The sequence below is a fragment of the Rahnella sp. BIGb0603 genome, from assembly GCF_024808755.1.
GTDB lineage: Bacteria > Pseudomonadota > Gammaproteobacteria > Enterobacterales > Enterobacteriaceae > Rahnella > Rahnella contaminans.
Window position 1 is genome coordinate 948,176 of the sequence record NZ_JANUEX010000001.1, and the last position, 12,804, is coordinate 960,979.

Here is a 12,804-nt window from a genome sequence, read left to right on the forward strand (position 1 = left end):
CTGAATTGTCCGGCGGTAATCAGCTCTGCGGCAGCGCGTCCGGTTCATCTCCCGGTTGTCTCAGCGACCGCTTCAGTTCCTGCACTTCATTCCCGTCCTGGTTATGCAAATACACTTCCAACTGATTGAAGGCGATATTGATGTCGTTTTCGCGGCAAAGTTTATCAATGCTGCGGTTAAGCTCATCGACGGTATAACTGCGATCCCCCAGTTCACGGACATAAACCCGCAGTTCGTGATCCAGCGTGCTGGCACCGAAATTCAGGAAAAACACCAGCGGCGAAGGATCACTCATCACGCGCGGATTCTCATGCGCCGCTTGCAATAAGATGTCTTTCACTTTGTCGAGATCGGATCCGTAGGCCACACCGATTTTGATCAGCACGCGGGTCACGGTGTCGCTCAGCGACCAGTTGATCAGCCGCTCAGTAACGAATGCTTTGTTCGGGATGATCACTTCTTTGCGGTCAAAGTCGATAATCGTCGTCGCGCGGATACGGATGCGGCTGACCGTGCCCGAGAACGTACCGATAGTAACGGTATCGCCAATACGCACCGGGCGTTCAAACAATATGATCAGACCCGATACGAAGTTGGCGAAAATCTCCTGCAAACCAAAGCCCAGCCCGACCGACAGTGCTGCCACCAGCCACTGCAATTTATCCCAGGAAACGCCGAGCGATCCGAGTGCGGTTATCGCGCCAATCACCGTAATCGAATAAGTCAGGATCGTGGTGATGGCGTACGAGGTCCCCTGCCGCAGTTGGAGGCGCGAAAGCACCACAACTTCCAGCAATCCCGGCAAGTTGCGCGTTAAAACATACGCCACTATCACCGCCAGGAATCCAAGCAATAAATTCCCCAGTGTGACCGTTTGTTGCGTCACGGTTCCGGCCACTGTGCCGGAGTAATGCCACAGTGAAATGCTGTCGAGATAGGAAATCACCGTCAGTAAATCAGACCAAATCCAGTAAAACACGGTGGCAAAGATGAAGAACAACACCATGGTGGTCAGCCGCAAAGACTGCTGGTTAATCTGATCCAAGCCCAGCGGCGGCTCTTCTTCTACCGGTTCACTCCCTTCCGCGCCCTCTTTCGCAGCGGCAGTCTGCCGCCTTGCCAGCGCACGGCGATAAGCCAGCCGTCGCGCCGCCACACTCAGTCCTCGCAGCGCGGTGAGATACATGATGTTCCAGAAAATCAGCAGATAAAGGCTGTCAATCCAGCGACCTGCAAGACGTAGCGTGGTGTAGAAGTAGCCGGTGACGACCAGCCCTGTCAGGAAAACCGGTGCCAGCGCAATAGCCGTGACCATCACGAGACGAATGCTGTGAGAATCTTTTTCACGCCAGCCGTCGCGGGCAATCGGGAAGACCAGCACGCTCAGCGCCAGTAAGGTCAGGAATATCACTATCTGCCCGATGATGTCGTCCACCAGCCCCAGCGGCGCTTTTTCACCGCGTACCGACCAGAAGATCAGCGGCAACATTACCAGGCTCAGGCGGATCACCGAACGCCGGTAATGTGCGCATGTGGCAACCGGCGTATTAAAGTGGCGTTCATTAATGCCGCCCGGTTTGAGCATCCGGTAGCAAAAGCCCATCACAAACTGGAAGACGGCCAGCCGCTGCGCCAGCGTCCATAAAAAATCACTCGAATCAATATCGCATTGTGAAAGCCAGTAGCCGATGCCCAGCGTCAGAAACACACCCGGCAGCACATTGAGCGCGAGAAGAATCAGCGCCTGCGGCGTGTGCAGCTGGCTGTCACGCTTGAGTTGCCCGACATCATTACTCAGAGATTCGATGCGCTGGTTGATATATTTCCGGCGCCAGAGTAAAAGCAGAATGACCAGTAAAACCGGGATCGTGGCGGGCAATGAATGCAGCGCGCCCATCATCAGCTCGCCGCGCGGGAAATTAAAACTCAGACTGCTCAGCTGGTTTTTCACATCGTCAGGCAGCGACTTTATGAATTCCCAGTTCATCGGTTTGTTGCTGCTCACCCAGAAAATCTGCTGCGTCAGCGTTTCGGTCAGCGACTGGTTAATACTTATCAGTTGCTGCTGGTTAATCTGCAAATTGATTGCCAGAGAAAGCTGATTTCCGAGCTGTTTATTCAGTTGATCGAGCAGTTCACGGCGCATGTCCACAATTTGATCGAGCGCGTCGCTGATATCTTCGTTAATGTTTTCTTTGCTGGTGGCGACGACGCCCTGAATGTAACTGTCGCCCTGGAATAACGCGTCACGCTGCTGGTTAATGGTGAACTGTTCAAGGCGTAAATCGGCAATGTGCGCACTCATGTCAGTGATTAGGCCGGACGGCGGAATAGTATTTTGCTGTTGCTGATACAGGATCCGCGAAAGCAATAAGCTGCCTTTCAGTACGGTAATTTGCTCTTTAAGATCATGCTCGGCCTGCGCAGAACGGTCGAGCCAGTTTTTTACCGTGATATTTTTCTGAACCAGCTGGTTGCCTTCTTCCGTGGCGGCAATCAGACGTTCGCTGAGCTTGCGGTTAATTCCCAACTCCTGCGCCACCAGCGGGTCGTTCTGAATGTTCGAGGTATCGTCCGGCGTCTGGGCTTCTTTCGCCGTCCGCTCGGACAAAATCAGTCGCTTGCCATTTACCACTTCCTGCAATAACTGCGCGGTATGTTCGAGCTGGTTAATGTGCGCGTTGGTGTAGTCACGTTGCTTTTGGAGTAAATCCTGCAACGTGGTGTTGGCCTCGAGGCTTTTGCGCTGTAAATCAATCTGTGCACTGAGCAAGGCCTGCTGCGTCACCAGCATCGTTTGTTGTGTATTGCGAAGGTCCTGTTGCCCCGGCGACATTCCGTTGAGCTGATTACGGATTTTCTGAATCGCCAGAGAATAGCTGTACATCGCGTTCTGCACGCGTTCGGGCTGGGTTTGCAGCGAAATCAGCTGGGTGTTGAACGTCGACAAATCTTCCTGAGAGGACTGGAGATCGTCGAGCGTATCATTGAGGCGATTCTCCAGCTGACGCAGCGACAACGCGGAAAGCTGCGCTTTATCCACGTCATCTTTGGTGCTGTTTTTTAACTGATCAAGCCCGTCCATCGCAACACGCAGTTTCTGCGGCGCTTCGGCAACCTGCTGATGAAGCTGAGTGACATCCTGTTTAACCCGATCTAACGCATCCAGATATTCCAGCGTGTGAATCAAATCCTGCTGCGACAATTTATCTACCGGCGTCAGGTTCTTCTGCCGGTTTAACGCATCCAGCTGATTTTGGACTTCATTGCGGGTCGGAATATCGTTGCTGGCGGCATGACCGGGAAGGGAAAATATCAATATTGAGAGATAAATCACGAGCGTGAAAACGCGCCAAATCCCATTTTTTTTCAGGACAGAAACGTTGTCTGAAGGAACGGCCATACACCGGATAAACATACGTCAGCTTCAACTCATTTGCCGAATGAATAATATAAGGATGACAATAGCAGCGTTCGACTTTAAAGGAAGGAGAAAAGCGTTTCTGAATACAACATCAGAAAGTGAAATTTTTGGGCTGAGGTGTCAATAAAGATTGCAGACTTATTAATTGCGAGAAAACGATTACACGGTTTTGGTCGGGAGAACCAGGAAAGAGGAGTGGCGCAGCATGTCGAGATAAGTGTCCACAAACCGCTCAGCATTACTTTGTAAATCAAAGCTTTCGGGGATAAATAACCAGTTTTCCATCAGCCCGGTCAGGTAAGCCCGCAAAATAACGGCGGCCTGACGGGTATCCAGTGTGGCAGGTAATTGTTTTTCTTTAATACATCTCTCAAGAATACGTTCAATTTTACCGTATCCTTCCATATAGAGGGATTTTCTGGCTTCATGAACGGACGTCATCTCCCCAACAAATTCACATTTATGGAATATAATTTCCATCAATGCTTTACGCTGAGGATCAGTGACCGTGGCGACCAGAATGTAAATCAGGATTTCACGCAAAATACGCAGTGGATTATTCGGAAACTTTGTCTGATACTCTAGTTCGAGTACTTTAATCTGGGACTCATAGGCCTCCCAAATCGCGTTAAACAGTTCCACTTTGTTCCTGAAATGCCAATAAATTGCGCCCCGTGTCACACCGGCTGCATTCGCAATATCAGTCAGTGATGTCGACGATACCCCTCGGGCAGAAAACTCACGCACAGCCGCATCCAGTATGTGTTGCCTGGTCTCCAGCGCCTGTGATTTGGTTTTTCGTGCCATAGGATTATCTTTCAGGGGAGTTTGATTTACATACATTCTTGAATGTATGTAACATAGCATGCACATACTAAGAGCGCAGCAATGGATTTTAAGTCTTGTGATCCATTGGACAATTTGAAATCGGACACTTGAGGTTTATTTATGAACAAAAACAGAGGGTTAACGCCTCTGGCGGTAGTTCTGATGCTATCCGGAAGTTTAGCACTTACAGGATGTAACGATAAAGACGCCCAAAAAGGTGCGCCGCAAGCCCCTCAGGTAGGCGTCGTTACACTGAAAACAGAACCGCTTAATGTGACTACCGAACTTCCTGGCCGTACTGCTTCTTTCCGTATTGCTGAAGTACGTCCGCAGGTTGGCGGCATTATTCTGAAACGAAACTTCGTTGAAGGCAGCGAAATTAAAGCCGGGACCTCTTTATATCAAATTGATCCAGCCACTTATCAGGCCGCGTATGACAGCGCTAAAGGCGATCTGGTAAAAGCGCAGGCTAATGCGCAAATTTCTCGTCTTACCGTGACCCGTTACAAACCTCTGCTCGGCACTAACTACATCAGTAAGCAAGATTACGATACTGCTGTAGCAACCGCAGCGCAGGCCGATGCGGCTGTTGTGACAGCCAAAGCGGCTGTTGAAACGGCGCGTATCAATCTGGCTTACACCAAAGTGACCTCCCCTATCAGCGGACGTATTGGTATTTCCTCTGTGACCGAAGGCGCGCTGGTCTCTACCGGCCAGACAACCGCAATGGCGACCGTGCAGCAACTGGATCCTATCTATGTTGACGTGACCCAGTCGAGCAATGACTTCCTGCGTCTGAAACAGGAACTGGCTGATGGCTCCCTGAAACAGGTGGACGGTAAAGCACAGGTCAAGCTGCTGTTGGATAACGGTAAAGAATATACGCAGGCGGGTACATTAGAATTCTCTGATGTGACGGTTGATGAAACGACGGGCTCCATTACGTTGCGTGCCATTTTCCCTAACCCACAAGGTTCGTTGCTGCCGGGCATGTTCGTGCGCGCACGTCTTGATGAAGGGGTAAACAACAACGCTCTGCTGGTTCCTCAGCAAGGTATCACCCGTAACCCACGCGGTGATGCGACAGCGATGGTGGTAGGTGCTGACAATAAAGTTGAACTTCGCACTGTCACCACAACGCAGGCAATCGGCGACAAATGGGTTGTGACCGATGGCCTGAAAAGTGGCGATAAAGTTATCGTGACAGGTCTGCAAAAAATTAAGCCAGGCGTACCGGTTACTGCACAGGAAGTTGATCAAAACGCAGCAGCACCCGCTACAGCGACGAAGTCTTAATAGGAGCCGGTAATTCATGGCTAAGTTTTTTATAGATCGTCCCATCTTTGCATGGGTGATCGCCATCATCATCATGTTGGCGGGGGCACTGGCAATTCTTAAATTGCCTATTGCACAGTATCCAACCGTTGCGCCACCGGCTATCCAGCTGACCGCAACTTACCCGGGTGCGGATGCGCAGACGGTACAGGATACGGTCACGCAGGTTATCGAACAGAACATGAACGGTATCGACAACATGATGTACATGTCGTCGACCAGTGACTCTTCTGGTACGGTTCAGATCACCCTGACCTTTGCTTCTGGTACCGACGCGGATATCGCGCAGGTTCAGGTACAGAACAAACTGCAGTTGGCAACACCGTTGCTGCCGCAGGAAGTTCAGCAACAGGGTATTTCCGTTGAGAAATCGAGCAGCAGCTTCCTGATGGTAGCGGGCTTTATCTCCAACAACGGTACGATGACCCAGGATGACATCGCCGACTACGTCGGTTCGAACATCAAAGACCCGGTCAGCCGTACCGCCGGTGTGGGTGACGTTCAGCTGTTTGGTGCCCAGTACGCGATGCGTATCTGGATGGATCCGAACAAGCTGAATAACTTCCAGCTGACGCCGGTTGATGTCATCAACGCAATCAAAATTCAGAACAACCAGATTGCCGCAGGCCAGCTCGGTGGTACACCACCGGTTCCGGGCCAACAGCTGAACTCCTCTATCGTGGCGCAGACTCGTCTGAAGTCCGCTGATGAGTTCGGTAAAATCATTCTGAAAGTGAATCAGGATGGCTCTCAGGTACGTTTGAAAGATGTGGCAAAAATTGAACTCGGTGGTGAAAACTACGATGTTATTGCCCGCTTCAACGGACAACCTGCTTCTGGTTTAGGGATCAAACTGGCGACCGGCGCTAACGCCCTTGATACAGCAGCATCGGTCAAGGCAACGCTGGCTAAGCTTCAGCCATTCTTCCCGGCTGGCCTGGAAGTCGTTTACCCGTACGATACAACGCCGTTCGTTAAAATCTCGATCAAGGAAGTGGGTAAAACACTGTTCGAAGCTATCGTTCTGGTGTTCCTCGTCATGTTCCTGTTCCTGCAAAACTTCCGCGCAACGCTGATCCCAACCATCGCGGTTCCGGTCGTATTGCTCGGTACATTTGCGATTCTGGCAGCATTCGGATACTCGATAAACACGCTGACGATGTTCGGGATGGTGCTTGCGATAGGCTTGCTCGTCGATGATGCCATCGTGGTGGTAGAAAACGTCGAGCGCGTGATGGTCGAAGACGGCCTGCCGCCAAAAGAAGCCACCAAGAAATCCATGGAGCAAATCCAGGGTGCTCTGGTCGGTATCGCGATGGTGCTGTCCGCAGTATTCATCCCGATGGCCTTCTTCGGCGGTTCTACCGGTGTTATCTACCGTCAGTTCTCCATCACTATCGTTTCGGCCATGGTGTTGTCTGTTCTGGTGGCGATGATCCTGACGCCAGCGCTGTGTGCGACCATGCTTAAGCCGGTTGCCAAAGGCGAGCATCACGAGAAGAAAGGCTTCTTCGGCTGGTTTAACAAGAAATTTGAGCAAAGCACGCATCACTACACCGACAGCGTAGGCAACATTCTGCGCAGCACCGGTCGTTATCTGGTGATTTATCTGCTGATCGTTGTCGGCATGGCGTTCCTGTTTATTCGCCTGCCAACCTCCTTCCTGCCGGAAGAAGACCAGGGCGTATTCCTGACCATGGCGCAGTTGCCAGCAGGTGCGACGCAGGAACGTACGCAGAAAGTGCTCGATGAAGTCAGCAATTACTACCTGACCAAAGAAAAAGCCAACGTAAACTCCGTGTTTACCGTTAACGGCTTTGGCTTTGCAGGTCGTGGTCAGAACACCGGTATCGCGTTCGTCAGTCTGAAAGACTGGTCTGAACGTGGCGGAGCTGAGAACAAGGTTCCTGCGATTGCAGGCCGTGCAATGGGCGCTTTCAGTACCATCAAAGATGCGCTGGTGTTCCCGTTCAACTTACCGGCAATTGTTGAGTTAGGTACGGCAACTGGCTTCGACTTCCAGCTGATTGACCAGGCTAACCTTGGGCATGACAAACTGACCCAGGCACGTAACCAGTTGCTGGGCATGGTTGCTCAACATCCTGACTTACTGACTCAGGTTCGTCCAAACGGTCTGGAAGATACACCACAGTTCAAAATCGAAATTGATCAGGAAAAAGCAACGGCTCTTGGCGTTTCAATTTCCGACATCAACACCACATTAGGTGCATCGATTGGTGGTAGCTACGTCAACGACTTCATCGACCGTGGTCGTGTGAAGAAGGTGTACGTACAAGCTGAAAACAAATATCGCATGCTGCCTTCCGATATTAATAATCTGTATGTCCGTGGCAGCGCAGGCCAGATGGTACCGTTCTCCGCGTTCTCGAGCGCGAAATGGGAATACGGTTCACCGCGTCTGGAACGTTATAATGGTCTGCCTTCGATGGAAATCCTGGGTCAGCCAGCACCGGGTAAAAGTAGTGGTGATGCGATGGCAATGATGGAGTCTCTGGCTTCTAAACTGCCAAACGGTATCGGCTTTGACTGGACTGGTTTGTCTTATCAGGAACGTCTGTCAGGTAACCAGGCTCCGGCACTGTACGCCATCTCACTGATTGTCGTCTTCCTGTGTCTGGCGGCGTTGTATGAAAGCTGGTCTATACCGTTCTCGGTTATGCTGGTAGTGCCGCTCGGTGTGGTCGGTGCGCTTCTGGCCGCGACAATGCGTGGCCTGAGCAACGACGTTTACTTCCAGGTAGGTCTGTTGACCACCATCGGGTTGTCCGCGAAGAACGCCATATTGATTGTCGAATTCGCCAAAGACCTGATGGATAAAGAAGGTAAAGGTCTCATCGAATCAACTCTGGAGGCGGTTCGTATGCGTCTGCGTCCGATTCTGATGACCTCACTGGCCTTTATCCTCGGTGTAATGCCGCTGGTTATCAGCTCCGGTGCAGGTTCCGGTTCTCAGAACGCCGTAGGTACCGGCGTAATGGGCGGGATGATCACTGCAACACTGCTGGCGATTTTCTTTGTTCCGGTCTTCTTCGTGGTGGTTCGCCGCCGCTTTGGTAAGAAGAACGAAGACATCGAACATACCCACAAAGTAGAGCATCCGACGCTGTAAGAGGATACGCTCCATAGAAAAGGCCGCTTATGCGGCCTTTTTTTTCGCCTGAGTCTTGAACCGGAAAACAGATGGGTGCATAATTATTGTTATAGTATAACATAACATTTCGAGGCATTATGAAACCCGCTATACATCCTGCGTATCGCACCGTGGTTTTTCACGACACCAGCGCAGACGAATATTTCAAAGTCGGTTCAACCATTTCTACTGACCGGACCATTGAACTGGAAGGCGCAACCTATCCGTATGTGACTATCGAAGTCTCTTCAGCGTCACATCCGTATTACACCGGCAAGCAGAAAGAATATTCCAAAGAAGGCAGCACCGCGCGCTTCAATCAGCGCTTTGGCAGCTTCCTCGGTAAGAAATAAACAACTCCAGGGAAAATGAAATGCAGGTTCTCAGTTCATTACGTTCAGCTAAAAACCGACATCCGGATTGCCGCGTAGTCCGTCGTAAAGGCCGGATTTATGTGATTTGTAAAAGTAATCCACGCTTCAAAGCGGTACAGGGTAAAAAGAAGAAACGTTAATATTTTCTGCCAGCCCGTTTACCCATAAAACAAAAGCCCCGCCGCTTGCCCGACGGGGCTTTTTCTATGATTAAGACATGATGTAAACCTCCCCACAGTATGACCGTGAGGAGGGAAATCTTATTTCATGCTGGCGACAATCGTCTCAACGTTATGCTTGAACGCTTTCACATAAGTCGTTGCCGGACCTTGCGGGCCTGACAATGCTTCCGGATACAACTCTCCACCCGGTTGCGCCCCGCTGGCAGCAGCAATCTGCTTCACCAGACGTGGATCGGTTTGGTTCTCGATGAAGTAAGTTTTCACTTTCTCTTCTTTAATCTGCTTAATCAGTGAAGCCACACCACTGGCGCTGGCTTCCGCTTCGGTAGAAAAACCGACCGGAGCCATAAAGCTGACGTGATATTCCTGACCGAAATAACCAAATGCGTCATGACTGGTCAGCACTTTACGTTTTGACTGAGGGATACCGGTGAATTCCGTTTTCGCCCAGGCATCCAGCTTTTGTAACTGCTCAATGTAAGCCGTGCCGCGCTGGCGGAAATAATCCGCATCTTCCGGATCGGCTTTGATCAGCGCATTCATCACATTGGTCGCGTAAATCACGCCGTTCGCCATGCTGTTCCAGGCATGAGGATCGGTGATTTGCTTACCGTCTTCTTCCATCTTGCGGGAATTAACACCTTCAGAGGCCGTTACCAGATGGCCTTTATAACCGGAAGCTTTCACCAGTCGATCAATCCACCCTTCCAGCCCCAAACCGCTGACAAACACGACGTCAGACGCATTGATGGCTTTGCTGTCTTTCGGTGAAGGTTCAAAACTGTGCGGATCACCATCCGGCCCGACTAACGTCGTTACCTTAACGTGTTCGCCCCCGACTTCCTGAACGATGTCACCCAGAATAGAAAAACTGGCTACCGCGTCTACGGTTTTCGCCATTGCCAGCGGGCTCGACAGCAGGGCAGCTACTGCGAGTGATACAGGTAATACTTTCATCATGTCCCCTTAATAGTGGTACTTCTTAACAACGCGAGGCCGTTAACATCCCGCCGCGCTTTCCAAATAAAACTGAAATAAAGAAAATAACGGTCGCGCTCAGCACAATCGCCGGTCCCGCCGGCAACGATGCATAATAAGACCAGATCAGCCCTACCACGCTGGCGATGACACCAATGATCATGGCGCTCAGTAAGGTATGCGGTAAATCCCGTGCCCAGAAACGTGCGCTGGCCGCAGGCAGCATCATTAAACCGACTGACATCAGCGTGCCGAGGATCTGGAAACCGGCAACCAGATTGACGACGACCAGCGCCAGAAAAATACCGTGGATCGCCGCCAGCCATTTCCCGGCGCTGACACGAAGAAATAAGGCGTCGAAAGATTCAATCACCAGCGCGCGATAAATACAGGCCAGCACCAGCAATGACAGACTGGTGATAATGCCGACCATAATCATGGCGGAAGAATCGATGGCCAGAATAGAACCGAACAAAACGTGCAGAAGGTCGACGCTCGAGCCGCGTAGCGAAACCAGCGTGACGCCGAGCGCCAGCGAGCCGAGATAAAATCCGGCAAAACTGGCGTCTTCTTTAAGCTGCGTTCTGCGGCTCACCAGCCCGGATAACATGGCAACCGCCAGCCCTGCGATAAACCCGCCAATCCCCATTGCGACCAGCGACATGCCTGAAATCAGATAACCGATAGCGGCACCGGGCAATACCGCGTGCGAAAGTGCATCGCCGACCAGACTCATACGACGTAATAACAGGAAAACGCCCAACGGCGTGGCGCTGATTGATAATGCGATACAGGCGATTAAGGCGCGGCGCATAAAGCCGAATTCAATAAAGGGATCGGCCAGCAAATGAAAAAGCATCATGAATTTGCGACTCCCGCCGCCAGAGAGAAAGGTTCTGCCGAGACGCAGGCATGCGCCTGATGAGGGAAATGTCTGAGAACATCGTGCGCACTTCCCCACAGATTTTGGCTTGCGCTGAGATAAAGCACATGGGGAAAATGCCGGGCAACCATAGAGATGTCGTGTAAAACTGCGATCACGGTTTTACCTTCCTGATGCCACTGCGCAATGACTTTCAGCAGCAGTTCAGTCGTCTGGCTGTCGATGCCGGTAAACGGTTCATCGAGCATAATTAACGGCGCCTGCTGAACCAGCAAACGCGCGAACAACGTGCGCTGCAACTGACCGCCGGAAAGCGACCCCACAGGAAGCAGTGACATTTCTGTAATGCCGACAGTATCTAACGCCTTTGCCACCGCCGCCGCAGACTGGCGGTTAATTCCGCCAAACAAACCGCTTTGCGGCCAGCAGCCCATAGCGACCAGATCAAAGACGCTGATAGGAAATCCGCGATCCAGTTCGGCCTGCTGCGGTAAATACGCCAGCCGCGGACGTTTGCCACTGGTAAACGTAATATCGCCCGCCACAGACTGTTGCAGCCCTGCGAGTGTTTTCAGAAACGTCGATTTCCCTGCACCGTTCGCGCCGATAATGGCCGTCAGTGAACCACTTCGAAACTGCCCGTTCAACGGCATGGCAACCGCATGCCGGTCATAACCGACTTCGACATTATTAACAAAAATCATGGTAGTGAAATCGCCCAATAAATCGCAGCCCATAAAACAACGAGCACAGCCAGTACCGCAACGCAGCGTACCGGCGAAGAAAGCGTAAAGAGTGTTTTAGTCATGGCCCCTCCATTCGTTACAATATAACATCACAAACCAAACTGCAGAGCAATACGTGAACTGTTTCAGTTTTTTACCGGCTGGAGGATTTCAGCCGGTGCCCTGGCACCGAACTGCGGGCAAAAATGTCAGAAAAGGGTAAAAATTGATGTGCTGATGATAATTTTCATGAGAATCAGAAAGTTATAAAATTTCTGTCAGGTTTTTTTTTTCACTGGTCAAAACACATCCTGTTAAAAATGTGCAATAATGAAAAGGTAAGTGAGTAAGAGGTAATTACTGTTGAAGAAAATCATCCCTTACGATATTAATGAGAAAATTCTATCTCCTCAGGTACTGCAACAGATAATTGAATGCACTTTATCTGAAATTGAAGCACCGTTAATTGGGGATTTACGTTATTTCTCAGAAAATGCGCAGTATGAACCGAGTTCTTTGCAAATCGTGTCAATAACACAAATTGACAAAAACTATTATTCAATGACTTACCGTTTCCGCTGGACAGTCTTCAATGGCTGCCTGGACATTAATGCCGAAGAGTTCATGACGCAAAGTGTCACATTCCATGTAAAACCTGAGGGTTTGGAGTTTGATATAATTGAATTGAACAAAGGAACGACGGCCGACGAATTGTAAGTTTGAGTAATACGTTTGCACAGCTTTCTGAAAATGAATTATATTTAAATTACTGGCTGTATATAAATTGAGTAAACCTCCGTTCAAAGACATTGTCCTATGTAAGGGTCTTTGAAATTTTAGTAAGTTCATAGCGTTTGTAGTGAGAGCCGTTTTCTGTAAGCCACTAAGTTTTGTTGTTTACTCACAGAGTGTTATCAACACCGA

The 12,804-nt window shown here is 50.5% G+C and carries 10 protein-coding genes; 5 read left to right on the top strand and 5 right to left on the bottom strand.

The window, feature by feature from the left end; all coding sequences use genetic code 11:
- Positions 1-19 precede the first annotated feature (19 nt).
- Positions 20-3,403, bottom strand: coding sequence for a mechanosensitive channel MscK (gene mscK / locus M2403_RS04545; protein ID WP_405047804.1), 3,384 nt, complete (start codon positions 3,401-3,403; stop codon positions 20-22).
- A 180-nt stretch (positions 3,404-3,583) separates the two neighbouring features.
- Entirely contained in the window at positions 3,584-4,231 is a 648-nt protein-coding gene (gene acrR / locus M2403_RS04550; RefSeq protein ID WP_165059719.1) for a multidrug efflux transporter transcriptional repressor AcrR, read from the bottom strand.
- Positions 4,232-4,372: 141 nt separating this feature from the next.
- Between acrR and M2403_RS04555 the strand changes: the two genes are divergently transcribed.
- The 4 genes from M2403_RS04555 (at position 4,373) to ykgO (ending at position 9,252) form a co-directional block, all read left to right on the top strand.
- The gene (locus M2403_RS04555; protein WP_152327894.1) at positions 4,373-5,548 is read left to right on the top strand and encodes an efflux RND transporter periplasmic adaptor subunit; all 1,176 of its coding nucleotides are present in this window, start codon (positions 4,373-4,375) and stop codon (positions 5,546-5,548) included.
- A gap of 16 nt (positions 5,549-5,564) precedes the next feature.
- The gene (acrB, locus tag M2403_RS04560) at positions 5,565-8,717 is read left to right on the top strand and encodes a multidrug efflux RND transporter permease subunit AcrB (RefSeq protein WP_152327893.1); all 3,153 of its coding nucleotides are present in this window, start codon (positions 5,565-5,567) and stop codon (positions 8,715-8,717) included.
- Between the two features lie 119 nt (positions 8,718-8,836).
- Entirely contained in the window at positions 8,837-9,091 is a 255-nt protein-coding gene (locus tag M2403_RS04565; protein ID WP_101075513.1) for a type B 50S ribosomal protein L31, read from the top strand.
- A gap of 20 nt (positions 9,092-9,111) precedes the next feature.
- Positions 9,112-9,252: a type B 50S ribosomal protein L36 gene (gene ykgO, locus M2403_RS04570; protein ID WP_095924976.1), complete on the top strand. Its 141-nt coding sequence runs from the start codon at positions 9,112-9,114 to the stop codon at positions 9,250-9,252.
- A 120-nt stretch (positions 9,253-9,372) separates the two neighbouring features.
- On the opposite strand, the gene M2403_RS04575 is transcribed toward ykgO, so the two are convergent.
- Genes M2403_RS04575 through M2403_RS04585 form a run of 3 tightly spaced genes read right to left on the bottom strand, consistent with a single transcriptional unit; the run spans position 9,373 to position 11,859 of the window.
- On the bottom strand, positions 9,373-10,251 hold the full coding sequence (locus tag M2403_RS04575; RefSeq protein WP_152328028.1) for a metal ABC transporter substrate-binding protein: 879 nt from the start codon (positions 10,249-10,251) through the stop codon (positions 9,373-9,375).
- A 25-nt stretch (positions 10,252-10,276) separates the two neighbouring features.
- The gene (locus M2403_RS04580) at positions 10,277-11,134 is read right to left on the bottom strand and encodes a metal ABC transporter permease (protein WP_152327892.1); all 858 of its coding nucleotides are present in this window, start codon (positions 11,132-11,134) and stop codon (positions 10,277-10,279) included.
- Complete coding sequence (locus M2403_RS04585) at positions 11,131-11,859, bottom strand: metal ABC transporter ATP-binding protein (RefSeq protein ID WP_259228610.1); 729 nt, start codon at positions 11,857-11,859, stop codon at positions 11,131-11,133. The genes M2403_RS04580 and M2403_RS04585 overlap by 4 nt, the downstream gene beginning before the upstream one ends.
- Positions 11,860-12,243: 384 nt before the next feature.
- Here M2403_RS04585 and M2403_RS04590 point away from each other — a divergent pair, with 384 nt between their 5' ends.
- Positions 12,244-12,597, top strand: coding sequence for a hypothetical protein (locus M2403_RS04590; protein ID WP_165059318.1), 354 nt, complete (start codon positions 12,244-12,246; stop codon positions 12,595-12,597).
- The last annotated feature ends 207 nt before the right edge of the window (positions 12,598-12,804 follow it).

Bases quoted from the DNA above. Each gene is read 5' to 3' on its own strand.
- mscK (WP_405047804.1), bottom strand. From the start codon at position 3,403: ATGGCCGTTCCTTCAGACAACGTTTCTGTCCTGAAAAAAAATGGGATT.
- acrR (WP_165059719.1), bottom strand. From the start codon at position 4,231: ATGGCACGAAAAACCAAATCACAGGCGCTGGAGACCAGGCAACACATA.
- M2403_RS04555 (WP_152327894.1), top strand. From the start codon at position 4,373: ATGAACAAAAACAGAGGGTTAACGCCTCTGGCGGTAGTTCTGATGCTA.
- acrB (WP_152327893.1), top strand. From the start codon at position 5,565: ATGGCTAAGTTTTTTATAGATCGTCCCATCTTTGCATGGGTGATCGCC.
- M2403_RS04565 (WP_101075513.1), top strand. From the start codon at position 8,837: ATGAAACCCGCTATACATCCTGCGTATCGCACCGTGGTTTTTCACGAC.
- ykgO (WP_095924976.1), top strand. From the start codon at position 9,112: ATGCAGGTTCTCAGTTCATTACGTTCAGCTAAAAACCGACATCCGGAT.
- M2403_RS04575 (WP_152328028.1), bottom strand. From the start codon at position 10,251: ATGAAAGTATTACCTGTATCACTCGCAGTAGCTGCCCTGCTGTCGAGC.
- M2403_RS04580 (WP_152327892.1), bottom strand. From the start codon at position 11,134: ATGATGCTTTTTCATTTGCTGGCCGATCCCTTTATTGAATTCGGCTTT.
- M2403_RS04585 (WP_259228610.1), bottom strand. From the start codon at position 11,859: ATGATTTTTGTTAATAATGTCGAAGTCGGTTATGACCGGCATGCGGTT.